Annotated in this window: 22 protein-coding genes; 14 read left to right on the top strand and 8 right to left on the bottom strand. The window is 64.9% G+C overall.

Going from position 1 to position 25,317, the window contains the following annotated elements; translation table 11 throughout:
* Positions 1 to 33 precede the first annotated feature (33 nt).
* The 3 genes from mgrA to AC6HZP_RS06580 all read left to right on the top strand — a co-directional run bounded on the left by mgrA (position 34) and on the right by AC6HZP_RS06580 (position 4,106).
* Complete coding sequence (gene mgrA / locus AC6HZP_RS06590; RefSeq protein WP_497525900.1) at positions 34 to 1,068, top strand: L-glyceraldehyde 3-phosphate reductase; 1,035 nt, start codon at positions 34 to 36, stop codon at positions 1,066 to 1,068.
* A 213-nt stretch (positions 1,069 to 1,281) separates the two neighbouring features.
* Positions 1,282 to 2,763 carry a mannitol dehydrogenase family protein gene (locus AC6HZP_RS06585; RefSeq protein WP_497525899.1) on the top strand — a complete coding sequence of 494 codons (1,482 nt, stop codon included), beginning with the start codon at positions 1,282 to 1,284 and terminating at the stop codon, positions 2,761 to 2,763.
* Positions 2,764 to 2,981: 218 nt separating this feature from the next.
* Positions 2,982 to 4,106 (top strand): zinc-binding dehydrogenase, encoded by a 1,125-nt coding sequence (locus tag AC6HZP_RS06580; protein ID WP_497525898.1) that lies wholly within the window; start codon positions 2,982 to 2,984, stop codon positions 4,104 to 4,106.
* Positions 4,107 to 4,182: 76 nt separating this feature from the next.
* Here AC6HZP_RS06580 and AC6HZP_RS06575 read toward each other — a convergent pair whose 3' ends face one another.
* Positions 4,183 to 5,136 (bottom strand): LysR family transcriptional regulator, encoded by a 954-nt coding sequence (locus AC6HZP_RS06575; protein WP_497525897.1) that lies wholly within the window; start codon positions 5,134 to 5,136, stop codon positions 4,183 to 4,185.
* Between the two features lie 339 nt (positions 5,137 to 5,475).
* On the opposite strand from AC6HZP_RS06575, the gene AC6HZP_RS06570 reads away from it, so the two are divergent.
* From AC6HZP_RS06570 to AC6HZP_RS06535, 8 genes are read left to right on the top strand one after another with little or no spacing between them, the layout of a single operon-like run.
* The gene (locus AC6HZP_RS06570) at positions 5,476 to 6,495 is read left to right on the top strand and encodes a PhnD/SsuA/transferrin family substrate-binding protein (RefSeq protein ID WP_497525896.1); all 1,020 of its coding nucleotides are present in this window, start codon (positions 5,476 to 5,478) and stop codon (positions 6,493 to 6,495) included.
* Between the two features lie 57 nt (positions 6,496 to 6,552).
* A complete protein-coding gene (locus AC6HZP_RS06565) occupies positions 6,553 to 7,401 on the top strand; it encodes an ABC transporter permease (protein WP_497525895.1) in 849 nt (282 codons plus the stop codon).
* Positions 7,401 to 8,123, top strand: coding sequence for an ABC transporter ATP-binding protein (locus AC6HZP_RS06560; RefSeq protein ID WP_497525894.1), 723 nt, complete (start codon positions 7,401 to 7,403; stop codon positions 8,121 to 8,123). The genes AC6HZP_RS06565 and AC6HZP_RS06560 overlap by 1 nt, the downstream gene beginning before the upstream one ends.
* Before the next feature lie 24 nt (positions 8,124 to 8,147).
* A complete protein-coding gene (locus tag AC6HZP_RS06555; protein ID WP_497525893.1) occupies positions 8,148 to 9,332 on the top strand; it encodes an LLM class flavin-dependent oxidoreductase in 1,185 nt (394 codons plus the stop codon).
* On the top strand, positions 9,286 to 10,152 hold the full coding sequence (locus AC6HZP_RS06550; RefSeq protein ID WP_497525892.1) for an alpha/beta hydrolase fold domain-containing protein: 867 nt from the start codon (positions 9,286 to 9,288) through the stop codon (positions 10,150 to 10,152). Before AC6HZP_RS06555 ends, AC6HZP_RS06550 begins: the two co-directional genes overlap by 47 nt.
* A gap of 18 nt (positions 10,153 to 10,170) precedes the next feature.
* A complete protein-coding gene (locus tag AC6HZP_RS06545) occupies positions 10,171 to 11,256 on the top strand; it encodes a PLP-dependent cysteine synthase family protein (protein WP_497525891.1) in 1,086 nt (361 codons plus the stop codon).
* Positions 11,253 to 11,801 carry a GNAT family N-acetyltransferase gene (locus AC6HZP_RS06540; protein ID WP_497525890.1) on the top strand — a complete coding sequence of 183 codons (549 nt, stop codon included), beginning with the start codon at positions 11,253 to 11,255 and terminating at the stop codon, positions 11,799 to 11,801. The genes AC6HZP_RS06545 and AC6HZP_RS06540 overlap by 4 nt, the downstream gene beginning before the upstream one ends.
* The gene (locus tag AC6HZP_RS06535; RefSeq protein ID WP_497525889.1) at positions 11,798 to 12,805 is read left to right on the top strand and encodes an LLM class flavin-dependent oxidoreductase; all 1,008 of its coding nucleotides are present in this window, start codon (positions 11,798 to 11,800) and stop codon (positions 12,803 to 12,805) included. The genes AC6HZP_RS06540 and AC6HZP_RS06535 overlap by 4 nt, the downstream gene beginning before the upstream one ends.
* Positions 12,806 to 12,830: 25 nt before the next feature.
* Here AC6HZP_RS06535 and AC6HZP_RS06530 read toward each other — a convergent pair whose 3' ends face one another.
* A complete protein-coding gene (locus tag AC6HZP_RS06530) occupies positions 12,831 to 14,459 on the bottom strand; it encodes an ABC-F family ATP-binding cassette domain-containing protein (RefSeq protein WP_497525888.1) in 1,629 nt (542 codons plus the stop codon).
* 104 nt (positions 14,460 to 14,563) lie between these two features.
* Here AC6HZP_RS06530 and AC6HZP_RS06525 point away from each other — a divergent pair, with 104 nt between their 5' ends.
* Complete coding sequence (locus AC6HZP_RS06525; RefSeq protein ID WP_497525887.1) at positions 14,564 to 15,343, top strand: class I SAM-dependent methyltransferase; 780 nt, start codon at positions 14,564 to 14,566, stop codon at positions 15,341 to 15,343.
* Between the two features lie 47 nt (positions 15,344 to 15,390).
* On the opposite strand, the gene AC6HZP_RS06520 is transcribed toward AC6HZP_RS06525, so the two are convergent.
* The 6 genes from AC6HZP_RS06520 to AC6HZP_RS06495 all read right to left on the bottom strand — a co-directional run bounded on the left by AC6HZP_RS06520 (position 15,391) and on the right by AC6HZP_RS06495 (position 20,580).
* Positions 15,391 to 15,867, bottom strand: coding sequence for an SRPBCC domain-containing protein (locus AC6HZP_RS06520; RefSeq protein WP_497525886.1), 477 nt, complete (start codon positions 15,865 to 15,867; stop codon positions 15,391 to 15,393).
* The gene (locus AC6HZP_RS06515; protein WP_497525885.1) at positions 15,864 to 16,211 is read right to left on the bottom strand and encodes an ArsR/SmtB family transcription factor; all 348 of its coding nucleotides are present in this window, start codon (positions 16,209 to 16,211) and stop codon (positions 15,864 to 15,866) included. Before AC6HZP_RS06515 ends, AC6HZP_RS06520 begins: the two co-directional genes overlap by 4 nt.
* A 269-nt stretch (positions 16,212 to 16,480) precedes the next feature.
* Complete coding sequence (locus AC6HZP_RS06510) at positions 16,481 to 17,254, bottom strand: ABC transporter ATP-binding protein (protein ID WP_497525884.1); 774 nt, start codon at positions 17,252 to 17,254, stop codon at positions 16,481 to 16,483.
* A gap of 34 nt (positions 17,255 to 17,288) precedes the next feature.
* A complete protein-coding gene (locus AC6HZP_RS06505) occupies positions 17,289 to 18,278 on the bottom strand; it encodes an ABC transporter substrate-binding protein (RefSeq protein ID WP_497525883.1) in 990 nt (329 codons plus the stop codon).
* A gap of 42 nt (positions 18,279 to 18,320) precedes the next feature.
* The gene (locus tag AC6HZP_RS06500) at positions 18,321 to 19,169 is read right to left on the bottom strand and encodes an ABC transporter permease (RefSeq protein WP_497525882.1); all 849 of its coding nucleotides are present in this window, start codon (positions 19,167 to 19,169) and stop codon (positions 18,321 to 18,323) included.
* Between the two features lie 64 nt (positions 19,170 to 19,233).
* Positions 19,234 to 20,580, bottom strand: coding sequence for an LLM class flavin-dependent oxidoreductase (locus AC6HZP_RS06495; protein ID WP_497525881.1), 1,347 nt, complete (start codon positions 20,578 to 20,580; stop codon positions 19,234 to 19,236).
* Between the two features lie 1,526 nt (positions 20,581 to 22,106).
* Here AC6HZP_RS06495 and AC6HZP_RS06490 point away from each other — a divergent pair.
* Both AC6HZP_RS06490 and AC6HZP_RS06485 read left to right on the top strand, forming a co-directional pair.
* The gene (locus tag AC6HZP_RS06490) at positions 22,107 to 24,605 is read left to right on the top strand and encodes a glycosyltransferase (RefSeq protein WP_497525880.1); all 2,499 of its coding nucleotides are present in this window, start codon (positions 22,107 to 22,109) and stop codon (positions 24,603 to 24,605) included.
* Positions 24,602 to 25,312, top strand: a complete 711-nt coding sequence (locus AC6HZP_RS06485; RefSeq protein ID WP_497525879.1) for a hypothetical protein — start codon at positions 24,602 to 24,604, stop codon at positions 25,310 to 25,312. Before AC6HZP_RS06490 ends, AC6HZP_RS06485 begins: the two co-directional genes overlap by 4 nt.
* The last annotated feature ends 5 nt before the right edge of the window (positions 25,313 to 25,317 follow it).

Genomic DNA, 25,317 nt, shown 5'->3' with positions numbered 1-25,317 from the left:
ACGGGTCCCTCGTCCTCTTTCAGGAATGGAAACATGAGCTGGCAACCGGCATCCGACCGCTATTCGAAGATGAAGTACAACCGCACGGGCCGCTCGGGCCTGAAGCTGCCGGCGGTCTCGCTCGGCCTCTGGCACAATTTCGGCGACGACACGCCGCATGACCGCAAGGTCGACATGTGCCGCACCGCCTTCGACCTCGGCATCACCCATTTCGATCTCGCCAACAATTACGGCCCGCCCCCCGGCACCGCCGAGATCGCCTTCGGCGAGATCCTGCGCACCGATTTCGCGGGTCTGCGCGACGAGCTCATCATCTCGTCCAAGGCCGGCTACGACATGTGGCCCGGCCCCTATGGCGAATGGGGCAGCCGCAAATATCTGATCGCTTCCTGCGACCAGAGCCTGAAGCGCATGGGCCTCGACTATGTCGACATCTTCTATTCCCACCGCTTCGACCCGGAGACCCCGCTGGAGGAGACCTGCGGCGCGCTGGACCACATCGTCCGCTCCGGCCGCGCTCTCTATGTCGGCATCTCCTCCTATAATTCGCACCGCACCCGCGAGGCGGCCGCCATCCTCCGGGATCTCGGCACGCCCTGCCTGATCCACCAGCCGAGCTATTCGATGCTCAACCGCTGGATCGAGGACGACAAGCTTCTCGACACGCTCGACGAGGTCGGCATGGGCTCGATCGTCTTCTCGCCACTGGCGCAGGGCATGCTGTCGACCAAGTATCTCGGCGGCATCCCCGAGGACAGCCGCGCGGCGCAGAACCACTTCCTGAAGAAGGACTTCATCCGTCCTTCCGTCATCGACAACGTCCGCAAGCTCAACGAGATTGCCGAAAAGCGCGGCCAGACGCTGGCGCAGATGGCGATCGCCTGGGTCCTGCGCGGCGACCGGGTGACTTCGGCGCTGATCGGCGCCAGCCGTTCCTCGCAGATCGTCGATTGCGTCAAGGCGCTCGACAATCTCGAGTTCTCGGCGGAAGAGCTTCGGGACATCGACGCCTACGCCAAGGAGGCCGACATCAACCTCTGGGCCAAGTCGGCGGAACTCGCGCCGTAAAATGCAACGAGGCGATGGGCGGCGCTGCGTTCGTCGACGCCGTCCGCGGTGCCCATCGCCTCCCCAATGCCCAATAACCAAAGCCCCCCGCTTGATCCCGGTCACGCGAGCCACAGCTTTGTAGACGCTGGCTACATTGTCGCTCTCCCGTGGCCTCCCCCATGAAACGGTAACTTGCGCTGGCTGCATGCCGCCATCGCGAAAGGACACATAATGGCAGTGAAGTTGGTTGCAGCAGCCCTCGGAGAGGTTGCGCGGACGGCGACGATCCCGGCCTATGACCGGGCATCGCTGAAAGCCGGCATCGTGCATTTCGGCGTCGGCAATTTCCACCGCGCCCACCAGGCGGTCTATCTCGACGATCTCTTCAACGCCGGCGAGGACCATGACTGGGCGATCATCGGCGCCGGCGTGCTGCCGTCGGACGTCACCATGCGCGAGAAGCTCGCCGCGCAGGATTTTCTCACGACCGTCGTCGAGCAGGACAACAACCGGACGGCGGCGCGCGTCACCGCGCCGATGATCGACATCCTGCCGGTCGGCGATGCGGCGGCGACCATCGCGAAGCTCGCCGATCCTGCCATCCGGATCGTCTCGATGACAATTACCGAAGGCGGCTATTTCATCGACGCATCCGGCAAGTTCAATCCGGCGCATCCGGCGATCGCCGCCGACGGCGAGAACCCGGCCGCCCCGAAGACAGTGTTCGGCCTGATCGTCGCCGGCCTGAAGGCGCGCCGCGAGAAGGGCCTCGTCCCCTTCACCGTCATGTCCTGCGACAACATCCCCCATAATGGCGTCGTCACCGCCAACGCCGTCATCGGCACGGCGCGGCTCTCCGATCCGGCCTTCGCCGACTGGATCAAGGCGAACGTCTCGTTCCCGAACGGCATGGTGGACCGCATCACGCCGGCGACCAGCCAGCGCGAGATCGACTTCCTCCGGGACCAGTTCGACATCGAGGACAACTGGCCGGTCTTCTGCGAGGAATTCAAGCAGTGGGTGCTGGAGGACAAGTTCACCAACGGCCGCCCGGCGCTCGAAAAGGTCGGCGTCACCTTCGTTCCCGACGTCACGCCCTACGAGCACATGAAGATCCGCATCCTGAACGGCGGGCACGCGGCGATCGCCTATCCGGCGGCGCTGATGGATATCCATTTCGTGCATGAGGCGATGGAGGATCCGCTGGTTCGCGCCTTCCTCGCCAAGCTGGAGACTGACGAGATCATCCCGATCGTGCCGCCGGTGCCGGATACCTCGCTCACCGACTATTTCGGCCTGATCGAGCGGCGCTTCCGCAATCCGAAGATCGCCGACACCATCCCGCGGCTCGCCCAGGACGGCTCGAACCGCCAGCCCAAGTTCATCCTGCCCTCGACGCTCGACAACTTGCGCCAAGGCCGCGACGTCGTCGGGCTGGCCCTCGTCTCCGCCCTCTGGTGCCGCTATCTCGCCGGCACCACCGACAGCGGCAAGGAGATCGCCCTGAATGACCCGAACGCCGACCGGCTGCATGCCGCCGCACTGAAGGCGAAGGACGATCCGGACGCGTTCCTCGTTTTTGACGACATCTTCGGCGAAGTGACGAAATCCGAGCTCTTCCGCAAGCGCTTCGCGCACGCCCTGAAGACCCTTTGGGAGAAGGGCTCGCGCGAAACCCTGCAGCTCTATCTCGACAACAAGCTGGCAGCCTGATCCGCCGCGACGGCATCGAAATCGGGACGCCTCGTCGCGTCTCCAGCACGAAGAGGCCCCTGCCGGATTTGAGCGGCAGGGGCTTTTTTGTCGGCTCCCCTCACCCCGGCAAGCGTCACCCCCATATACGGGGCGGCTACTCGCGGTTGATCGCTGCGAGCGGGTCATCCTGAAGGAAGGGCGCAACGGTGCCCTCATCCGGAACTCTGGGAGTTGCTATGAGCTTCACTTCGCTGGAATTGCGTTCGCTGGTCACGCCGGATGGCGAATTGCGGCTGACGCTCGAGGACGTGCCGGTCGGCGATCCCGGTCCCGACGAGGTCATCCTTCGCGTCGATGCGGCGCCGATCAACCCGTCCGACCTCGGCACGCTGCTGGGGCCGGCCGACGTCACGACGTTCACCGCCGACGCATCATCGGGCAGGCCGGTCGCGACGGCGAAGATCCCGCCGCAGGCCGCCGCCTTCGCCGCGCCCCGTATCGGCAAGTCTCTGGCGATGGGCAATGAGGGCGCGGGCGAAGTGATCGCCGCCGGCGAGAATGCCCGCCACCTGATCGGCAAGGTCGTCGGCGCGCTGGGTGGATCGATGTTCACACGTTACCGGAAGGTTAACGCGGACGACGTCCTGGCCTTCCCCGAAGGCGTCACCGCCAAGCAGGGCGCGGCGGCGTTCGTCAACCCGCTGACCGCCCTCGGCATGCTGTCGACCATGCGGCTCGAAGGCCACAGCGCACTGGTGCACACCGCCGCCGCGTCCAATCTCGGCCAGATGCTCAACAAGCTCTGCATCGCCGACGGCGTCGAGCTGGTGAACATCGTGCGCAGCCAGGATCAGGCGGCGATCCTGCAGGCGATCGGCGCAAAGCATATCCTGAACTCCACCGATCCCGACTTCCACGAGCAGCTGATCGCGGCGGTCAGCGAGACCGGCGCGACGCTGGCGTTCGACGCCATCGGCGGCGGCCCGCTCGCCGGGCAGATCCTTGGCGCCATGGAGGCGGCGCTCGTCGCCAAGACCCCGCCGACGACGCCCTATGGCTCGCCGGTGCACAAGCAGGTCTATGTCTACGGCCGGCTCGACCGGTCGCCGTCGGTGCTGCCGTCCAGCCCCGGCATGGCCTGGGGGATGGGCGGCTGGCTGCTGTTCTACCACCTGAAGCGGATCGGCCGCGAAGAGGAGCTGAAGCTCCGCGAGCGTGTCGCGAACGAAATCACCACGACCTTCGCCAGCCCCTATACGCGCGAGATCACGATGACCGAGGCGCTCGACCCCGCCGTCATCCGCGCCTACCAGCGCAAGGCGACGGGAGAGAAGTTCCTGCTCCTGCCCTCGCAGGACTAGTTCGCGACGCCGTCCGCGCATCGAGGTCTCTCCCCATTCGGTCGAGGCCTCGATGCGTGAAAGCGGCCGCCCAACCTCAGGCGAAGTTGGCGAATGTCACGTTCGTCGATCCGGATTTTCTCGAGATCTGCAGACGCCGGGCGTTTGCCGCGTTGATCAGTTCCTCGACCAGGATGTCGCGCGTTTTCGACGGACGCGCCGAGGTCACGGCGGCGACCACCGTCTGGATGGGATTGCCGAACGGGCGAAGCGCGACGCCTTCCGGTATGTGGCTCACCATGAGTTCCGGAATGATCGTGAACGCGGCGCCGGACGCCACGACGCCAAGCCGCGTCGACAGATCCTCGATCAGAAACTTGCATTCGGGCTCGAAGCCCGCCCGGGAGCAGGCGTCGAAGAACTCCGCATAGAGCGGACATCCGTCAATGGCGGCGAAGGTCCAGGCCTCGTGCTCGACATCGGCGAGCTCGACGAAGGCCCGCGCGGCAATCGGATGGCCCGATGGAACGGCGCATAGCAGATTTTCATGAAAGAGCGGCTGCAGCCGCGTCCGGCCGTCGTTCCCGTGCGCCGCCTGCGCCGTCTCCCTCAGCACCAGGCCGACATCCACTTCGCCCTTGCCGAACGCCGCTTCCGCGGCGCCGGGCTCGGCAACCACGAGCTTTACCGCCGCCCCTGCGATCCTCTGGCTGGTCGCCCGGATGGCGGTCGGAACGAAGCTGGCGACAGCCCCGTCGAACGCCGCAAGCGATATCGCGCCTTTCGAGCGATCGGCGATCGATTGCAGCTCATGCGCCGCCAGGTCCAGCTGATCGAGGATGATCTCGGCATGCGCAAGCAGGCGCTCCCCATCCGGCGTAAGGGACGCCCCGCGCCACGAACGCTCCGCCAGCCGCCGGCCTGCCTCCTTCTCCAGCAACAGGAGTTGCTTGGACGCTGTGGACTGGGTGAGGCCCAGCGCGCCGGCCGCGCCGGAGACGGACCTGTGGCGCGCCAGTTCGCGCAAAAGGCGCAGATGATCGATGTCCATGGGAGCCTTTGGCCGTCGGATTTGCGGATAAAGCCGAATATTTCGCGGCTCGGTCCGAGGATGCGCCGCCTGCCGGTTTTCAAGACCTCGGCGTTCTCCAGCATGATAACGCGTCGCGACTTTGGGTCGAGCAAAGTCCGTCTCGCAGGACCCGCCTGTAGTGAAACGAAATTCACTAACCTCCTGAAATTCATGACGTCATTCGTTCCTCGCATGATCTTTTCGGGGCGTTTTTGCTCGCTTATCCGATGCTTAGCCCAGCCTGGATCGGATCAGCTGGCGCCGAGTTCGCCGCCGCGAACGGCCGTATTCCGCGCATGCGAGGACAAAAGGACCCCAATGAACATGAGAACCCTAGGCGTATCTCTCCTGGCGCTGGCCGGCGCGCTCGGCCTTGTCGCAGCGGCCCACGCCGCCGACGGGAAGCCGGTGCTCAAGGTCGGTTCGTTCGACCCGGCGATCACGGAACTTGCCAGGCAGTCTGGCCTGTTCGACGACGCTCCCTACATCATCGAAGCCGCGAAGACCCCGTTCGGCGAGCAGGTTGCGGCCCTCAACGCCGGCACGATCGACGTCGCCTTCTATGGCGCCACGACCGCGCTGCGCCAGCAGGCCGCCGAAACGCCGGCCTGGACGGCGCAGACCGCGCCGATCAAGGTCATCGCCGGCTTCTCGCCGCCGCCGATCCGCGACATCCCGAAGGTGGTCACCGCGGCGCGCACGGATGCCGGCGTCGCCAGCCCCGCCGACCTCAAGGGCAAGAGCTGGGCCTTCAGCGTCGGCGGCGACACGCCGACCGTCTACCTCGCATCGCTGAAGGCCGCCGGCCTTACCCACAACGACATCACCCCGCTCGAAAACGACAATTACGGCACCAACATCGCCGCCTTCCACAGCGGCCAGGCGCAGGTCCTGACGGCGTTTGCCGACGACATCGCCGACCTGCTGCAATCCGGCGACGCGAAGGTGATCTACTCGTCCGACGATCTCGGCGTTGCCGTTTTCTACGGCTTCGCCGCGCGTTCCGCCGACCTCGCCGACCCGGTGAAGGAAGCCCGGATCCGCGACTATCTCGTCCGCTACAACAAGTTCGAATCCGAGTGGTATGGCGCCCATCCCGACAAGGCGCGCGAGGCTTTCATCAAGGTGGGCCAGCTTCCGCCTGACCTCGCGGACTTCATCGTCAGCCGGCACAAGGGCACGGCCTCGATCAACTTCAACGACGCGCTGCTCAAGGGCGTTCGCAAGTCGGCCGATGTGCTGGCGGAAAACGGCGACATCAGCCCGATCGAGGACATCACCGTCACGTTCGACGATCGCTACAACAAGCTGCTGAACAGCGTCGACTACCAATACTGAGGCTCCCGGATGCATCCTCCCTCCCCGGCGGATGCATCCGAAGAAAGGACGTTTTCCGTGTCGCTGTCTCTTCCGGAGCCCGCCGCTCAGGCCGGCGTCAGGCTCGCGCCCTGGGAGCCATCCCGCGCAAGCCGCCTGCTCAAGCCGATCCTGCGCGGCCTAGTCGGCGTGCTGATCCCCGTCGCCATCCTGCTCTGGTGGGGCTGGGCCGCCGAGACCGGCCATATCAACGTCCGCGTCTATTCCTCGCCACAGCTGGTGTTTCGCCGCGCCTATGACCTCTACGCCGCCGGCACGCTGTGGGAGCATCTTTCGATCTCGATCCAGCGGGCTACGCTCGGCCTTGCGATCGGCAGTTCGGCCGGCATCGCGCTCGGCGTGGCGAGCGGCTTCTTTCGTCCGGTCGAGCGCCTGATCGACCCGAGCATCCAGCTGTTCCGGTCGATGCCGCTCTCCTCGCTGCTGCCGCTCTTCGTCGTGTGGTTCGGCTTCGGCGAGCTGCCGAAAGTGCTGGTCATCGTGCTCGCGACCGCGCCGCAGCTCTATGTCGATACCTTCACCGGCCTGCGCAACGTCGACAAGAAGCTGCTGGAGGTCGCGCAGATCTTCCGGCTCGGCAAGTTCCAGACCATCTTCGGCATCATCCTGCCCGCCGCCGCCCCCTTCATCTTCAAGGGCCTGCGCATCGCCTCGGTAACGGCCCTGATCCTGCTGGTCTTCGCCGAAGCGATCAACGCGAAGCTCGGCCTCGGCTATCTGGCCTCGAAGGGCATGGCCTATTTCCAGACGGATCTCATCTTCCTGGTCGTCTTCATCTACGCGCTTCTCGGCCTGACCGCCGACACGATCGTCCGCACGGTCGAGCGGCTGGCGACGCCCTGGCGCGGCAAGAAGGGGATCCGGTAGTGACCCTCTCCTCGAACGCGCCGGCGGCCGTCGTCACCGAACGCCTGGGCAAGGTCTACAATGGCCGCGCCGTGCTCGACGACATCAACCTCACCATTCCGGCGGGCCAGGTGGTGGCGTTGCTCGGGCGCAGCGGCAGCGGCAAGACGACGCTTCTGCGCATCCTGAGCGGCCTCGAAGAACCGACCGCGGGCCAGTTCCGCGTTTCGAGACGCTACAGCGTCGTGTTCCAGGAACCGCGGCTCGTCCCCAACAAGAAGGTCTGGCAGAACGTCGCCCTCGGCCATCGCGGCCCGGATTGGCGGCGCAAGGCCGAAGGCCTGCTTGCCGAAGTCGGCCTGCATGCCCATGCGGATCTGTGGCCGGGCATCCTGTCGGGTGGCGAAGCGCAGCGCGTCGGCGTTGCCCGCGCCCTCTCGCAGGAGCCGGAGTTCCTGCTCCTCGACGAACCCTTCGCCGCGCTCGACGCCCTGACCCGGCTCGAGATCCAGGCGCTCAGCCTGCGGCTGCGCGAGCAGCACGGATTTGCGGCGCTGCTCGTGACCCACGACGTCGAGGAAGCCGTGGCGATGGCCGACCGGGTCCTGGTGCTTAGGGACGGACGGATCTCGCTCGACCTCGCCGTCGACATTCCCACGCCGAGGCGGCGCTCGCTGAAGCGCTTCGGCGACATCTGCGAGCGGCTGCTTCATGAGCTCGGCGTCGACGTCGACGCCTACTGACCCCGCCTTTCCGGAACACCGAACATGACCACGCGCATACTCTGGTATCTGAAGCATATCGATGGCCGCTTTCCGTGGCATCCGGAGGGTCGCCGGCTGTTCAAGCACAACGACCTGATCCGCACGGCCGAGCTCATCGACCGGCGCGGCTTCTACGGCGCGCTGCACGGCACCTCGTCGTCGGACCCGCTGGTCACCGTCGCCAGCCTGATCGCCGCGACCCGGAAGCTGCGCTTCCTGATCCCGATCTATCCCGGCCTCACCAATCCGCGTCTGCTGGCGCAGCAGGCCCTGACTTTCGATCTGCTCTCGGAAGGACGGCTGCTGATCAACCTCGTCAACGGCCAGGACCGGCAGCTTTCGGCCTACGGCTTCACGGTGAAGAAGGACGAGCGCTACCAGCTGAGCGCCGACTATTGGCGCCTGTTCAAGGATTTCTACGAGGGGCGCTCCAGCACCTATGACGGCACCTATCTGGACCGTCGCGCGGAAACCGGCGGCGAGACGCTGACCGGCCCGCCGATCTACCAGGACAACCCGAACGCCCTGCCATTCGGCCCGTTCCAGAAGCCGCATCCGCCGCTCTGGGGCGCGGGCACGACGCCCGGCGGGATCGAGCACGCGGGCCAGGTCGTCGAAGTCTACCTAGCGTTTCTGCGGGGCTTCGCACCGCTCAAGGCACAGATCGAGGCCGCGCATGCCGCCGCCGCGCGCCACGGCCGGAAATTCCAGTCGGTAGGCATTCACGGCAGCGTCACCGTCCGCCGCACGCCGAAGCGGGCCCGCGAAGCCTTCTACGAGACCTATGAGGCTGCCGGGGCCGAGCGCCTCGCCGACGATTTCAACACGCGCATCCGCTTCTTCACCGGCGGCCAGTTCGATCTCTATAATTTCGCGGCGCCGGATGCCCGGCGTCAGGGCTGGATCGAGGCGTTCCGGGCCAAGCGCCTGCCGACGATCGAGGAGCTCGAAATCGAGCCGGGCGTCTTCGCCGGCCTGACCGAGTTCATCGGCCTGCCAGATTTCTTCGGCGAGGGAGCCTCGATCTATCTCGTCGGCAGCGGCGAGGAGGTGGCGGCCTCGATCCGGCGCTACAAGCGCGAGATCCCCGGCGTCGACACCTTCATCTTCTCCGGCTGGCCGCTGGAGCAGGAGGCGGCCTATGTCGCCGACTACCTGTTCCCGCACATCGAGGATCTGGAGCAGTAGAACGGCGATGACCGAGCTTCGGACAGAGGATTTCACCTATGCCGCGCGGCCCGAGGGCGACCAGCTCCTGACCGTTTTCAGCCGGCCAGACATACCGGCGCGAGCCGTCCTGCTCTATTTCCACGGCGGCGGCTGGCGATATGGCTCGCGAGAGATGGCCGGCACCGTGCCGCGGCTCGCCCCGTTCACGAAGAACGGCGTCGTGGTGCTCTCGGCGGACTATCGCCTCTCGGATGCCGCCACTTATCCGGCGCAGCTTCACGATGCGGGAGACGCCTATGAATGGGCGGCCGAACGCTATCCCGGCCTTCCCATATTCCTCGCCGGCTCGTCGGCGGGCGGGCATTTGGCCAGCCTTGTGGGTCTCGGCGCATGGGAGAAGCTGACGAAGCGTTCCCACGCGCGGCAGCCTGCCGGCGTGATCACCTATGCGCTGGTCGCCGACCCGCTCGAGTGGGACGCGGAGCGACAGAGCGAGCCCCTGCCGGAGCCCGGCAGCTTCGCCCATTCGTCCTTTTCGAGAAGCGGCGTCTGGCCCCCCTTCCAGCTCGGCCGGCATCTCTTGCGGGATGCGGAGCTTGCCGTTTCTCCAGTCGTCTTCACGCATGTGGGTCGCGAGGCACCGCCCTTCCTGATCCTCCACGGCGACCGGGATACCTGCGTGTCCTATCGGCAGAGCGTCCAGCTCTTCGAGACGCTCGGCCGCCGCGACGGGAAAGCCTATCTCCTCGGCCTCGGCGGCGGCGACCACGAGGATCAGGCCTTCGCAGCCCCGCTGACCATCGCCGGCATCACCGGCTTCATCGAGCAGTTTTCCTGAAACGGCCGAGTCCCCTCCATGTCGCGCTCCCCCTTTCCACGCCCCTCCTTTCCCCTGCCCCTGCCCGCTTCCGCCGCGGATGGCCTGCCCGCCGGGTTTCCCGATGTCACGGCGGCGCCCACCCGTGAGACGCTCTTCGACCTCGTCGGCAACACGCCTCTGGTGCGGGTAAACCGCCTTCTGTCGCCCGAGGCGAAGGGGCGGGTCTATGTGAAGCTGGACCAGTTCAACATCGGCGGCTCGTCGAAGGATCGCATCGGCATCAACATCGTGCGCGAGGCGCGCGCCTCGGGCGAGCTGAAGCCCGGCAACCGGATCGTCGACTTCGGCGCCGGCAATACGGCGATCGGCTACGCCCTCGCCGGCCTCGTCGCTGGTCATCCGGTGACCGTGGTCGCCGATACCCACCTCTCGCCCGAAAAGGCCAACTACCTGAAGCTGCTCGGCGCGGAGATCCTGCCCGGAAAGGCCGACGTCGCCGCCGACCACCCCGACAATTGGGCCGTCGTGGCCGAGCGCTACGTCAACGAGGATCCGAACAGCTGGTGGGCGCGTCAGGGCGCGACCCCCTACAATCCGCAATCCCATGTCCATTCGACCGGGCCGGAAATCTGGCATCAGACGGAGGGCAGGATCACGCATTTCGTGGCGGCCATCGCCACCGGTGGAACCGTGAGCGGCACGGGCTCCTATCTGAAAGGGCAGAACCCGGACATCCGGGTGATCGCGACCAACTTCACCAAGCTCGCCGAAGCCACCAATCTCCTGCCGGTCTTCAACCGCGCGCCGGGCCACGAGGCGCTGGAGCGGAACTTCCCGCCCAATATCGATCTCGACGTCATCGACGAGATCCGCCACCTGCCGACCCCGGACGTGATCGATTTCGGCTGGCACGTCGCGCGGACGGAAGGGCTCTTCCTCGGGATTTCCTCGATCCTCAGCCTGAAGATCGCGCTCGAACTCGCCGAGCAGGCGCGGGACGAAGCGCTCATCGTCTCGTTTTCCGCCGACAGCGGCCGGGACTATCTCTCGCGCGAGTACAATGCCGACTGGCTCCGGGCCAACGATCTCGGCCATATCGCCGACAAATACGTGCCCGCATGAGCCCTACGATCCGCCCGGTGCGGCCCGACGAATTCAAAGCGGTCGACCGCCTGATCGAGGCGGCCTATGCGTTCGACTACGGCCCGCGCGAGAAGGCCGTTGAGGAGCAGTCGTTCTATCGAAGCGCCTCGCGCTCGGCCGAATTCGAAGTCCTCGTGGCCGTCGACAAAGAAAGCGGCGCGCTCACCGGATCGGTAACGACCCGCAAGGTCGGGGGCGCTCCTTTGATGGCGGACGCGCGTCCCGACGAGCTGGATTTCCGGCTGCTCGCCATCGCGCCCGAGGCGCGCAAGCGGGGCATCGGACAGGCGCTCGTCGCGCATCTGATCGAGATCGCCGGCGAACGGGGGTTCGGCGCCGTCTTCATGAAGAGCGCGCCGGAAATGGTGAAGGCGCACAACCTCTATTTCAAGCTCGGCTTCACGCGCGATTTCGCGCGCGACGGCCTGTTCATCGGCGGGCACAAGCAGATCGACCTGCACGCGTTCCGCAAAGCAATCGCGCCGCGCGCGACTACACCTGAAATGTCGAAGGACACGGCATGAGCAAGAAGAGACCGCTGAAGAAGCTCGGCTTCCTTCACATCGTCCCGTTTGACCGGAACGATCCCGGAACAGGCCTGGAGGAGGCCCTCCAGCTCTTCGAATATGCCGAAGAACTCGGCCTGGACGGCGGCTGGATCCGGACGCGCCACCTGCAATATGGCGTGTCGTCTCCGGCCGTCTTTCTGGCCGCGGCGAGCCAGAGGACAAAGCGCATCCAGCTCGGCACCGCCGTCATCCCGGTCGGCTACGAGAACCCGTTCCGCCTCGCGGAGGATCTGGCGACGGCGGATCTGCTCAGCGGCGGGCGTCTTCAGGCAGGCCTCAGCGTCAGCCCGCCGGCCAAGGACGCGTTCAACGACCGCATCTTCGGCCCCTCCTGGCGCGAGGACGATTTCAGCTACGAGCGCATCGCAGCGTTCCTGCGGCTGGCGCGCGGCGAGCCGATCCGGAACACCGCGACGCAAGAGTTCGAGGTCTTCTCCGATCGGGTCGAGCCGCACAGCGCGGGGCTGGCGGATCGGACCTGGTACGGTGCCGGCAGCCTGCGCTCGGCCGGCTGGGCCGGCGAAGCGGGGCTGAAGCTGCTCGTCAGCAACATCAGCACCTTCGAGACGACGAGCGACTTTGCCGAAGCCCAACGGAACCAGATCCAGCTCTTTCGCGCGCGCCACCCGCTCGGCGACGCGGCGGTGGTCAGCCAGGGCCGCGTCGTCGTGCCGACCGATGGCGCAAGCGCCGAGCAGGCCGAGAAATTCGCCGCCTATGTGGCCAAGCGCACCCCGAGAACGCTGGCGCCGGACGAGAACCGCCGCATCGTGGCCCGCGACGCGTTCGGCTCGACGGAGGACATCGTGCGCCAGCTCGAGCAGGACGTCAGTTTCCAGGAAACCGACGAATTCGTCTTCGAACTGCCCTTCGTCTTCAACCAGGCCGACTACCGGCACATTCTCGAGCAACTGGCGACGAATGTCGGCCCGGCGCTCGGCTGGAAACCCGGATCCTAACGGGCGCGCAGCCGCCGGCGCCGCCCTACCCGGCCGGGTGCAGGCCGGGCGCCTCGCTGCCGGTGCTGGCGACATATTCCGTATAGCCGCCGCCATACTGGCGGATGCCGTCCGGCGTCAGTTCCAGCACGCGGTTGGAGAGCGCCGCCAGGAAGTGGCGATCGTGCGAGACGAAGATCATCGTTCCCTCGAAATCCGAGAGCGCGGCGATCAACATCTCCTTCGTCGCCATGTCGAGATGGTTGGTCGGCTCGTCGAGGACGAGGAAATTCGGCGGGTCGAACAGCATCTTGGCCATCACCAGACGCGCCTTCTCGCCGCCCGACAGCACGCGGCAGCGCTTGTCGACATCGTCGCCGGAAAAGCCGAAGCAGCCCGCGAGCGCGCGCAACGAGCCCTGCCCGGCCTGCGGGAACGAACCCTCGAGCGACTCGAAAACCGTCTCGTCGCCGTCGAGCAACTCCATCGAGTGCTGCGCGAAATAGCCCATCTTGACGCTGCCGCCGAGCGCCACGATGCCCTGGTCCGGCTCCGTCGAACCGGCCACCATCTTCAGCAGGGTGGATTTTCCCGCGCCGTTGACGCCGAGGATGCACCAGCGCTCCTTGCGCTGGACCTGGAAGTTCAGCCCCTCATAAATCGACTGGCTACCAAAACCCTTGTGGACGTTCTTGAGGCTGACGACGTCGTCGCCGGAGCGCGGCGCCTGGCGGAACTCGAATTGCACCGACTGGCGGCGGCGCGGCGGCTCGACCCGGTCGATCTTCTCCAGCTTCTTCACCCGGCTCTGCACCTGCGAGGCATGCGAGGCGCGCGCCTTGAAGCGCTCGATGAACTTGATCTCCTTGGCGAGCATCGCCTGCTGGCGCTCGAACTGCGCCTGGCGCTGCTTCTCGCCCAACGCGCGCTGCTGCTCGTAGAAATCATAATTGCCGGAATAGGTGGTAAGCGAACCGCCGTCGATCTCGACCACCTTGCCGACGATGCGGTTCATGAATTCGCGGTCGTGCGAGGTCATCAACAGCACGCCGTCATAGGATTTCAGGAAATCCTCGAGCCAGATCAGGCTTTCGAGATCGAGATGGTTGCTGGGCTCGTCGAGCAGCATGCCGTCCGGGCGCATCAGCAGGATGCGCGCGAGCGCCACGCGCATCTTCCAGCCGCCCGACAGCCCGCCGACGTCGCCGTCCATCCGCTCCTCGCTGAAGCTCAGGCCCGCGAGCACTTCCCGCGCGCGTCCTTCCAGCGCGTAGCCGTCCAGCTCCTCGAAGCGGCCCTGGATGTCGCCATAGCGCGCGACGATGGCGTCCATCTCGTCCATCCGGTCGGGATCGGCCATGGCGGCCTCGAGCTCGGCCATCTCGGCGGCCAGCTCGCTGACCGGGCCGGCGCCATCCATCACGGCAGATACGGCGCTGCGGCCCGACATTTCGCCGACATCCTGGCTGAAATAGCCGATGGTCACGCCCGGATCGATCGACACCTGGCCGTCATCCGGCTTCTCCTCGCCCGTGATCATCCGGAAGAGCGTGGTCTTGCCGGCGCCGTTCGGACCGACCAGGCCGACCTTCTCGCCCTTCTGCAGCCCCATCGAGGCGTCGATGAACAGGATCTGGTGGCCGTTCTGCTTGCTGATGTTATCGAGACGAATCATGGGTCCGCAGGGTCTGGAGAGTTCAAGGCGGCCTTATAGGGGCGTCATACCGCTGCAACAAATCGGTTCCATGACACGCTCGCAACGCGGACCGGAGGGGGCACATGTCTATTCTGCGCAAAGGCGACGGCAGCGCCGGCGATGCCGACTATGGCGTCATCGGCGGCGGCGGCTACACGCGCTATCGCCAGCCCGATCCGCATATCGCCCGAGCGATCCTGGACCAGCTCGGCGACGCCCGCAGCGTGCTGAATGTCGGAGCGGGAGCCGGCTCCTACGAGCCGACGGATCGCGACGTCACGGCGGTGGAGCCTTCCGCGTCGATGCGCGCCCAGCGCCCCGCCCATCTCTCCGAGGCGATCGACGCGGTGGCGGAGCATCTGCCATTCGCCGATAACAGCTTCGACGCCAGCATGGCGACGTTCACGGTGCACCAGTGGTCGAACCTCGGCGCCGGCCTCGCCGAGATGCGGCGCGTGACGCGTGGGCCGGTGCTCATCCTCAGCTGCGCCCCGGACGAGCTCGATCGCTTCTGGCTGAATGACTACGCGCCGGAGGCGATCGCGGTCGAAGCGAGCCGCTATCCCGCCACACGCGACATCGCGGTGGCGCTGGGCGGGGCCGACATCCTCCCGCTCGCCATTCCGCTCGGCTGCACCGACGGCTTCAGCGAGGCCTATTACGGCCGTCCGGAGCGCCTCTTGGAGCCGGGCGCCCGCCTGGCCAATTCGGCCTGGAGCTTCCTGAACCCGTCCGTCGGCGAGCGCTTCGCCGAGCATCTCGGCCGCGATCTGGCAGACGGCACGTGGGATCGCCGCTACGGTCCCCTGCGCCATCAACCCTTCTTCGAAGGCTCGTTGAAGCTCGTCGTCAGCCGCGCCTGAAACGGCCGCCGGGCGCGGCGCGCACCGGCGGCCTGATTTCGAGATCGCTAGCCGACGGCCGTCGGCTCGACCTCCTTGGCGAAGCGCTCCAGCATGATCCTCGTGCCTGCCTCGCGCCCCTTCACGTTGCCGTCGAGATAGGCGCCCTGCTCCGTGAGGATGATGCGGGTCTTGCCGTCGGGTTCGGTGCGAAACTCGGTCGTCAGCAGCGACGACGACAGCGGCGCGCCTTCCAGCGTCATGGCGTAGGCGACGATGACGCGGTCGTTCTCCTGCACGTCGAGAAAAACCGTTTCGTTGGTGAGAACAACTCTCGCGCCCGGCGGGCTGAACTTGCTGAACTCGGTCGCGCCCACCTCGGGCCTTGGCGCAGGCCGATATTCATGCACGGTCCAGTCGTCGGCCCGGATCAGCCAGCGATGGCGGGCCTCGGCGTCCGTATAGGCCTTGTAAACGCGCGAGACGGGCGCGTTGTAGACCCGCTCCAACGTGAAAGATCCATGAGTAACGGTCGTATCGGTCATCGTGTTTTCTCCTCAGACACGTCCATTTCTTCGAGATAGTCACCCAAGTGGTCCAGCTTGCGCTCCCATACCGTCCGCTGCGCGGCCGCCCAATTCTCCAGCTCCTTGAGAGCATCGGGCTTGAGCGAGACCGTCCTGACCCGGCCGATCTTTTCCGACCGGATCAGCATCGCCTCTTCGAGAACCCCCAGGTGCTGCATCACGGACGGCAGCGACATCGGCGTCACCGACGCCAGGGTGCTGACGGATGCAGGACCAAGCGCGAGCCGCTCGACGATCGCGCGCCTCGCAGGCTCCGAAAGGGCATTGAGCAGGACATCGATGGATGCAGGACACTTAGGCATGGACCTAAGTTATGACTCCGCAAGCCGCGACACAAGCGGAAACTTTATTCATCACCTAAGTGTCATCACGGCATGAGAATGGAGCGCGCCAGATGCCCTCGCGCCTGCCGGCAGGTGAGCGCTAGATGCGATAGAGGCAGGATGCGACCCATTCAATCGTGCATCGACGATCCCCAGCGGATGCAAGGGTCGTGGACTTCCCCACGGGCAATCGGAAAACAAAAAAGCGGCGAGAAAGCCTCGCCGCCGTCATCCCCTGCTCTTCCGCCTCAGTGCAGGCCAAACTCGCGCAACAGTTCCTCGCGATGCCTCACGAATTTGGGTTCGCTGCGGTCCCGCGGGCGCGGCAGATCGATATCAATCAGACGGATCGCATGCCCCTTTTCCTTGGGCAGGACCAGCACCCGGTCGCCGAGATAGACGGCCTCTTCCAGGTCGTGCGTGACGACGACCATGGTGACCTTCTCCTCGCTCCAGATGCGCGTGAGCTCTTCCTGCATGGTAATCTTGGTCATGGCGTCCAGCGCGCCGAGCGGCTCGTCGAGCAGCAGGATTTCCGGCTGCACCGTCAACGCCCGGGCAATGCCGACGCGCTGCGCCATGCCGCCCGACAATTGCTTCGGATAGGCGTCGACGAAATCGCTCAGGCCAACGAGGGAGACATAGCGGGCCGCCTGCGCCTCCGCCTTCTTGCGCGGTTCGCCGCGCACTTCCAGGCCGAAGGCCACGTTCTCCAGCACGGTCAGCCACGGCAGAAGCCTCGGCTCCTGGAAGATGACCGCGCGCTCCTTGCCGACGCCGGTGATTGGCTGCCCGTCGATCCGGACGTCGCCGCTGTCAGCGGTCTCCAGCCCCGCCAGCACCCGCAGGAGCGTGGTCTTGCCGGAGCCGCTCGCCCCGACCACGGCCAGGATCTCGCCGGGCCGGATATCGAGATCGAGCCCCCTCAACACCGTCAGGGACCGCTGGTTGATGGTGAAAGTCTTGGTCAGGCCACGAACCGTGACCTGACCTTTCGACTTCGCGCTGGTGGCAGTCGTCATCGACGCAGCCCGGCAGAGGCGAACGAGCGCACGCTTACTGCCCGCTGTCGCGATGGTAGAGAATGTTCTCCGCCTTGTACTTGCCCGCCGGCAGCGTGCCTTCCCGCTCCAGAACGCCGACCCAGAAATCGATGTCATGGTTGGTCGCGGCGGCGCCCGGCGGCACGCCGAAGCCGCGCCAATACTGCGCGAGCTCCTCGTTTTCGCCCCGGCGCTTCAGCACGGCGGCGAGCTTCTCCTTGGCCTCCTGGGGATGCGCCTTCGCCCAGTCGACCGCACGGCCGGACTGCTCCGCGAAGACGCGAACGGCTTCCGGATGGGCCTCGACGAAGTCGCGCTTCAGCGCGATGAAGCCGCCGGCGATCGGGCCGAGGATCTCGGTATCGGTGAAGATCGGGCGCACGCCGCCATTCTGGACCAGCTTGCCGTCGAAGGTGGCCTGCCAGTGGCCGACCGCCACGACGTCGACCTGCTTGGAACGGAGTGTCTGCTCGAGCTGGGGACCCGGAACGACCAGGAGCTGGGCCGCGTTCTGCGGCTGGCCCGCCCTGTTCAGGGCCTCGCGAACGACGTAGTCCAGATGCGCGCCGAGCGTATTCACCGCGATCGTCTTGCCGGCGAGGTCGGCGACCGATTTGATCGGGCTGTCGTCCAGCACGTAAAACGTGCTCTTGGAGACGTCATCGATGCCGTTCGGCGGGTAGATGGCGACCAGATCGTTGCCGCCCGCGATGGCGTTGAGGACAGCGGGCACCGCGGCATTGGCGACGTCGATGCTTCCCGACGCCACGCCGAACAGGGTCTCTGGCCCGCCGCCCGTATAGCCGAGCTCCTTCACCTCGACGCCGGTGCCGTCGAAATAACCGAGTTCGGCCGCCAGCTCATGCGGCGTGAAGCCGCCGCGATTGGCGAGATAGCGGAAGGTGACGGTCTCGGCGGCCTGCGCATAGGGCTGGCCCACCGCCGCGATGCCGACGGATACAAGGGCTCCGAGAGCTAGGGTACGAACAAAGGATAACGTCATTCTATTCTCACGTGGTTGAAGAAAAATACTTGATTTCGATTGTCAAATACGAACGTCGCTCCAGCGACATAAACGTCTCTCGAGCAGGACCAATGCGTAGTTTGCGATCAGGCCGAACAGAGCGAGCAGGACGATCGCCGCGAACATCAGCGGGATCTGGAAATTGTACTGCGCGTTCATGACCTGGAAGCCGACGCCACTGTTCGCGCCGATCATCTCGGAGGCGATCAAAAGCAGCAGCGCCGTCGTCGCCGCGAGCCGCAGGCCGACAAAGATCGGCGGAATCGCCGCCGGCATGACGACACGCCGGAACACGGTGAGCTGCGAAGCGCCATAGACGCGGGCCATCTCGATCAGCTTCGGATCGACTTCCTTCACGCCGCTGATCGTGTTGAGCAGCAGCGGAAACAGGGTGGCCCAGAAGATCACGAAGACCTTCGAAGCCTCGCCAAGCCCGAGCAGCAGGATGAAGACCGGATAGAGCGCGAGCGCGGAAGTCTGGCGGAAGAGCTGTAGGATCGGATCCAGCGCGTGGTCGACGGCGCGGATCTGCCCCATGAACAGGCCGAGCGGGATCGCCACAACGACCGCCGCGAAGAAGGCAATGCCGGATCGCTGCAGGCTGATCGCGATATCCTTGAGCAGGGCTCCGCTGCTGAGCCCCTTCCAAAGCGCGACCAGAACGGCGTCAACCGTCGGCAGGACGGAGGGATTGACCCAGCCGTATCGGCTTGCGACCTGCCAAAGCAGAAGGAAGCCAAGCAACACGCCATATCGCGACAGGAAACGGCCAGACACAGCGGCTGTCGCGCGCAGGACGTCGACATTCGCAGGCGCCGAACGCTCGCCGTCCCCGATCAGGATCGATTTCTGCGTGTCTTGCAAAGTCATGGTTCGTCCTCAGAAATCAGGGAGGCGATGGCCTCGAACGGTGCTTGTCGCTCGGCCCGGCGGATCACTCCGCAGCTACCGAGGCCGGCTTCCGCTGCCATTTCGGGAAATCCAGCCCCAGATTCTCGCGCAGCGTCGCGCCCTCATATTCGGTCCGGAACAGCCCGCGCCGACGCAGTTCTGGAAGCACCAGCTCGTTGAAGTCCGTCAAGCCTGCCGGCAGCGTCGCCGGCATGATGTTGAAACCGTCGGCGCCGCCGTTCAGGAAGCGGTCCTCGAGCAGATCCGCGACGTCGCTGGCCGTACCGACGACCTGCCAATGCCCGCGCGCGCCGGCGATCCGCTTGGCCAGCTGGTTGATCGTCAGATTGTCCTTCCGCGCCAGGTCGAACAGCAGGTGCTGCCGGCTCTTGCCGCCATTCGCTTCCGGCAGTTCCGGCACCGGGCCATCGAGCGGGTACTGCGAGAGATCGAAATCGCCGATCATGTAGGACAGCAGGCTCACCCCCACGGCCGGGTGGATCAGCTCCTGCAGTTCCTCGAACTTCTCCTGCGCCTCGGCGCGCGTCCGGCCGACGACCGGGAAGATCCCGGGCATGACCTTGAGCTGGTCTTCGCTGCGGCCGTACTTCGCCATCCGCCCCTTGAGATCGGCGTAAAAGGCCTGCGCGTCCGCCAGGGTCTGCTGCGCCGTGAAGACGATCTCCGCCGTGCGGGCGGCGAGCTCCTTGCCCGGATCCGAGGCGCCGGCCTGGACGACCACAGGATGCCCCTGCCGGGAACGCGCCACGTTGAGGGGACCCCGGACGGAAAAATGCCGGCCGCTGTGCCCCAGCACATTCAGCTTGTCGTGGTCGAAGTAGACGCCGGACTGTTTGTCATGAACGAAGGCGTCGTCCGCATAGCTGTTCCAGAGGCCCAGCACGACATCGACGAATTCCTCGGCCCGCTCGTAGCGATCGCCATGCTTCGGGTGGTTGGCCGCGCCAAAGTTCTGCGCCTCGGCCTCGGTATTGGACGTGACCAGGTTCCAGGCCGCCCGGCCGTCGCTGATCAGGTCGAGCGAGGCGAAACGCCGGGCCAGGCCATAGGGATCGTTGTAGGTCGTCGAGGCCGTGCCGGTCAGGCCGATCGTCTTGGTCACGGCGGCAAGTCCGGACAGAAGGGTCACCGGCTCGAAATAGGCCGACCGCGCTACGCGCGTGCCGGTCTCGGCGCTGGTATCCTTGACCGCGACGACATCGTCCAGAAACACCATATCGAACTTGGCCGCTTCCGCCTGCTGCGCGATCTGCGCGTAGGCCTTGAAATTGGCTCCGAGATCCGCCTGCGCGTCCTTCTGGCGCCATGCCGCTATGTGATGACCGGGCGACATCAGAAAGACGCCAAGCTTCATCTGCTTCCTGGACATGACGGGGCCTTCTTACTGAAACAGGGGACTGAGGACGCCGGAAAGCATCAAGGCGAGATGAGGGCAAACGCCTCTACGGGGCGGCGGCAGGTGCCGGCGGAGGGATCACACATCGGCCCTTGCAAGGCGCCGGAGCGAACAGGTCGAGGAAATGTCCAGGGAGACCGGCATGAGAACCTTCGAAGATGTTAGCCTCGGCGAGAGGACCGTCCGCCACGATGATCCGCCTGAAGACGATCTCGAGCGGAAACAACGGCCAAGGTCGTCTGCGTCAAACGCCGCCCGGTCGAGGTCAACCGCCTCGCGACGCGTCGCAGCGCTTTGGTTCACCTGCACCCCTGCGCTCGAAGGGTCGGCCAAGTTTCCTGACAATCCGAAAATTCGCCATATCTGCTTCGCTAACATGGATAAATTCTACAGAGTTCATCGAATATAGTGAGAGAGGATGTTCCAAGTTTGCGTGGCGACCCGGAATTTGGTTTCGGTGCCGATGGCTGACCGTCCCGCTGTGCAGGCGGCGGACCGGGACACCGTCTCCCGAGACCTCAAGTCCAAGGCGGCCAGTCAATCAGGCCGATAAATTGACGTCGCATCGGCAATGACGTCGCATCGTCAGCCGTGCCAGCCTCTGAAGCTGAAGCCAGTCCTGACGGTTCATCGCTGGCGGCTTCGATCCGCATATATTGGCGGATACAATCACGACACCGACACGCTCGGCGAGCGGCCCGGCCCGGATAGCCTCCCTGTTCTCGCCCCAATTCTCGCGAAAACACGAACCGGGCAAGCGGAACCGCCGCGATCCGACCTCGCCGATCGAGGTCACAATGTCCCGGGATCGGCCTACAACCTGTGATGCGCCAAACACTCTAGATTCAGCCTAGGGATGCCACAGAAGTCGCCGAGCCACCCTTCCGCCGCGATGACGAGAACCGCCTGACATCGCGCCCCGACTGAGGCAGCCGCGCCCCTAACCATGGCAGATCGCCTGCGGCATAGCACCTGCCGCAAGCTGCCATTTGGATCCGCCTGGACCGCGACGCCGCGGCAGGGAGACCGGCATTCTGCCTGATGGACTCATTCCGCGCGCAGAAGCCGCCGCACCCGCCCCGCGGCGCCGTTTGAGCCATTACCTCCAGGGCTTCGCCTATTGACAGCCAACAAAATTACACAATGACCCTGATGATATTATAAATATAATAATTATCCAAAATTTTAACAATCGAATCAACGCAACAAGGTTTCGGTCGTTTTATCGACATCCATAGATCGCACCAAATCAAGATCGCTTTTATAAGGCGAGCTATATAACGATTAATATGAGAACGACTCTTATATATCGTGAAGGCCGCACCAAAAGTCGGAAGCTTCCCTTTCGTAAGCTTTTTTTGGTATCGTGGATTTACAAACATAGCATTTGTGCTTCTCTAATATACGGAAGACGGCGGCATCGAGGCTCTCATGGACTTTTGGACCTTACGCACGATTCGTCATGCGCCCGGAGCGGGCCTCTGCCAGGCAAAATTCCGATGACCAAACCCGCAATCCCGCTTGGCCCAAGCGCCCTTCACGCCGTCGACGATCTTGATCTGCCGGCGTCATTCCCCGACATCGACACGCCTATCGAGAAGGTCATTCGGGCGCGCCTAGGATGGAAACCGGATGGTCAGCGCGTCCAGGATATCGGCGACTATCTCGGCACCTACCTGCCGGCGTCGCTTGCAACCTCAGATAGAGGTCTTGCTCACAGGCATTGGCTGGTCGGCGGCCTCATCGACTCCTTCCCATTTGACGCGAAGGACGGCGCAAACCCCGGCCGCCCCTCCGAAGTCGCCTTCTGGGGTTGCGGCAAGCGGGACGATGCCCCTCTCGATTCCGAGCGCCTCAGATGCTCGACCTTCCTTGGCGCGCGCGGCCCGCTCACCCGTGACAGCCTCGGCCTGCCGAAATCGGCGCCGCTCGGGGATCCGACCCTCCTGCTGCCGCTCGTCCACACCGTCAACGCGCGCGCTTCGACGGCTGGCAAGACGATCTGCGTGCCCCATCTCCTGGATACGTCAACCGATGCCGAGCTGATCGACGCATCGGGGGTCGATCTTGTCGTGCGTCCGACCGTCGAGCCTAGCTTCGCCAAGCTGATCGAGCGCATCGACGAAATCGCCGGCGCCTCCTTCGTTCTCGCCGGCTCCCTCGGCGCCGCCATGATCGCCTGCGCCTACGACATCCCCTTCGCCTTCTATGACAACGGCAACATCGACCTGCCGTTTCAATGGCGGGACTTCGCCGCGAGCGTCGGCGTCGGAGCCGCCTTTGCCCGCAACGTCGACGAGGGTCGAGACATCTACGTCAACGTCACGGCAAAGCACCTCCGCAAGCCACCGCTCACCGCGATCCTGGCTGCCGCTCCCTTCATCGCAGCGACGGAATTCATCCTCCGCGCCATAGAGCGCGACATGCCCCATGCGGCGGGCTTCGAGCACAAATTCATTCCGCATGGCGAGCTTCAGGCGCTGCGCGACCAACAGGCGTCCCTGGTCGCCGCGAACGAATCCATGCGGTCAGAGATCGATGCCCGCTATCAGGAAATCGCCCAGCTGCGGGCGAAGATCGCGCGCCGCGAGCGGGCCCTCAGCTACAGGATTGCCCATCTGCCCCGGACCATCGGCCGCGCCGTCCGCCCCCCCTTCGTGCCGTTCGCCTTTCACGAGAACGGCAAACCGCGCGGCTGGGTGCGCAAACTCCTCTTCAACGACCGCACGCCCCGCGCGTGGGCCCGGAAGATCGTCCTCCTGGAGGATGGTCGCCCCCGCCCGGCATTCCATAAGTTTATTTACAAATACGACTTTTCGCCTCGCGAAACGTTCAAGCTCACGAACGTCTCGTCCCGGGCTACGCCGTCCGATGAGGCTGCGATCCTGATCTGCTCGGACATGCCGCCGATGTTTGACCAGAGCAGCGGCGCGCTTCGCCTCAAGACGCTCATCGAGCTCACCGCGCGGAAAAATCGCCCGATCATCTTCTGCTCGCTTTTCGAGAAGAGCGCGCTCCCCGGCGACCTCGCCACCAAGCTGGGGCGGCATCGCTACGAAACGGCGCTCCACAACGCTGGAGTGACCCAGATACTCTATGGCCCGGCTCAGCTCGAGCGCCTGCTGGATGAGGCGGAGCCTCGGCTTTCCGATGCCTTCCTGTCCTTCCCCAATGTCGCGGAAACCTTTCTTCCGATCATCCGGGAAAAGCGGCCCGAGACGATCATTCTGTACGACATGGTCGATTTTCATGCGCTGCGCCTGCGACGCGAAGCAAAGCTGAAAGACGATCCCAGACTGGAGACGGCTGCCGACGAGATGCAGGCGCTCGAGATCTGGCTCGCCAACGAAGCCGACGTGACGATCGCCGTTACGGAAGATGAAAAGCGCGAGCTGCTGAAGCTGTCACCGCTTGCCAACGTCCGGACGCTGCCCAACATCTTTGTCATCCCCAAGACGCCACTCAAGGGACCGGAGCGCCGGAAGGGACTGCTGTTCGTCGGCGGCTTTTGGCATACGCCCAATGGCGACGCCGTAAAGTGGTTCGTCGACGAGATATTGCCGCTCGTCCTCATCGTTCGACCGGACGTTCATTTTACCATTGCCGGCAGCAATCCCGACGACACCGTCAAACAGCTCGCGCGAAATCCGAACGTCTCGGTCCTGGGCTACGTCGAAGATCTGAGCCCGCTCTATGCCGACGCTCGCATCTGCGTCGCCCCCCTGCGCTTTGGAGCCGGGGTCAAGGGCAAAGTCGGAGAGGCGATGGCTAACGGCCTCCCCGTCGTCGGCACGAGCATCGCCTTCGAAGGCATGCTCGACGACTCCAACGATCATTTTCTGCAGTCCGACACGCCTGAAGGTTTCGCCGCGCATATCCTCACCCTGCTCGAGAATGACGGGCTTTGGCGCAGCACCCAAGCGAATGGGCGTCGTTTCATCGAAGAGCGTTTCTCGACCGAGGCGCTCTCCGCCAAAGTCGAAAGTCTCTTCCAATGAACAGCGCCAAGCAGAACGTTCTCGCCGCCGGCGTCTATCTGGCGGACGTCGAGAATACCAACGAGCACATCCGCGCCGTTTTCGCCGGCGCCAGAACGCTCAACGTCGTCCAGCGCTGGACTGCCATAACCCTGAATTCCAACGCGCGGATTGTCTCGGCGAGAGACGCCGTCGTCCGGCGACGGACAGCGCGGTTCACCCTGATCAACCGAATGCTCCGTGATTTTCAGAACTTCGACTGGATCGTCGTCACCGATGACGACGTCGAACTGGCGCCCGGCTTCCTCGACGACCTGATTGCCGTCGCGATCCGGGCGGATTTCGCGCTCTTCCAACCGGCGCGCACCCGCGACAGCTTCATCGATCACCGGATCACCGCTCAGTGCGATGGCACGATCGCTCGCCAGACCAACTTCGTGGAGATTGGCCCCATGGTCTGCCTCCGCGCCGACGCGGCCAGGCTCCTGATCCCGTTCGACGAAACAACCGAAATGGCCTGGGGCCTCGATTACATCTGGCCTGTCGTCATCAGGGACGCCGGCTTGAAAATGGGAATCGTCGACGCCTCGCCAGCAGCTCACCGGATACGGCCGCCCAATACGACCTACAACGGCAACCACGCGCGCAGCCAATCCAAGATCCTGCTCACCAATCATCGCCATCTCGCATCGGAAGACGCCTTCCGAGTGCTTGACGTCGTCGTGTAAACAGC

It is taken from the genome of Kaistia sp. SLG-1, from assembly GCF_059699055.1.
This window is presented reverse-complemented; position numbering and strand designations above follow the sequence as displayed.

Excerpts from the sequence above, each read along its gene's own strand:
- AC6HZP_RS06525 (WP_497525887.1), top strand. The coding sequence starts at position 14,564 with ATGTCTATTCTGCGCAAAGGCGACGGCAGCGCCGGCGATGCCGACTAT.
- AC6HZP_RS06505 (WP_497525883.1), bottom strand. The coding sequence starts at position 18,278 with ATGACGTTATCCTTTGTTCGTACCCTAGCTCTCGGAGCCCTTGTATCC.
- AC6HZP_RS06580 (WP_497525898.1), top strand. The coding sequence starts at position 2,982 with ATGAGCTTCACTTCGCTGGAATTGCGTTCGCTGGTCACGCCGGATGGC.
- AC6HZP_RS06485 (WP_497525879.1), top strand. The coding sequence starts at position 24,602 with ATGAACAGCGCCAAGCAGAACGTTCTCGCCGCCGGCGTCTATCTGGCG.
- AC6HZP_RS06530 (WP_497525888.1), bottom strand. The coding sequence starts at position 14,459 with ATGATTCGTCTCGATAACATCAGCAAGCAGAACGGCCACCAGATCCTG.
- AC6HZP_RS06495 (WP_497525881.1), bottom strand. The coding sequence starts at position 20,580 with ATGTCCAGGAAGCAGATGAAGCTTGGCGTCTTTCTGATGTCGCCCGGT.
- AC6HZP_RS06500 (WP_497525882.1), bottom strand. The coding sequence starts at position 19,169 with ATGACTTTGCAAGACACGCAGAAATCGATCCTGATCGGGGACGGCGAG.
- AC6HZP_RS06550 (WP_497525892.1), top strand. The coding sequence starts at position 9,286 with ATGTCGCCGACTACCTGTTCCCGCACATCGAGGATCTGGAGCAGTAGA.
- AC6HZP_RS06490 (WP_497525880.1), top strand. The coding sequence starts at position 22,107 with ATGACCAAACCCGCAATCCCGCTTGGCCCAAGCGCCCTTCACGCCGTC.
- AC6HZP_RS06555 (WP_497525893.1), top strand. The coding sequence starts at position 8,148 with ATGACCACGCGCATACTCTGGTATCTGAAGCATATCGATGGCCGCTTT.
- AC6HZP_RS06515 (WP_497525885.1), bottom strand. The coding sequence starts at position 16,211 with ATGCCTAAGTGTCCTGCATCCATCGATGTCCTGCTCAATGCCCTTTCG.
- AC6HZP_RS06585 (WP_497525899.1), top strand. The coding sequence starts at position 1,282 with ATGGCAGTGAAGTTGGTTGCAGCAGCCCTCGGAGAGGTTGCGCGGACG.
- AC6HZP_RS06575 (WP_497525897.1), bottom strand. The coding sequence starts at position 5,136 with ATGGACATCGATCATCTGCGCCTTTTGCGCGAACTGGCGCGCCACAGG.
- mgrA (WP_497525900.1), top strand. The coding sequence starts at position 34 with ATGAGCTGGCAACCGGCATCCGACCGCTATTCGAAGATGAAGTACAAC.
- AC6HZP_RS06540 (WP_497525890.1), top strand. The coding sequence starts at position 11,253 with ATGAGCCCTACGATCCGCCCGGTGCGGCCCGACGAATTCAAAGCGGTC.
- AC6HZP_RS06510 (WP_497525884.1), bottom strand. The coding sequence starts at position 17,254 with ATGACGACTGCCACCAGCGCGAAGTCGAAAGGTCAGGTCACGGTTCGT.
- AC6HZP_RS06545 (WP_497525891.1), top strand. The coding sequence starts at position 10,171 with ATGTCGCGCTCCCCCTTTCCACGCCCCTCCTTTCCCCTGCCCCTGCCC.
- AC6HZP_RS06535 (WP_497525889.1), top strand. The coding sequence starts at position 11,798 with ATGAGCAAGAAGAGACCGCTGAAGAAGCTCGGCTTCCTTCACATCGTC.
- AC6HZP_RS06570 (WP_497525896.1), top strand. The coding sequence starts at position 5,476 with ATGAACATGAGAACCCTAGGCGTATCTCTCCTGGCGCTGGCCGGCGCG.
- AC6HZP_RS06520 (WP_497525886.1), bottom strand. The coding sequence starts at position 15,867 with ATGACCGATACGACCGTTACTCATGGATCTTTCACGTTGGAGCGGGTC.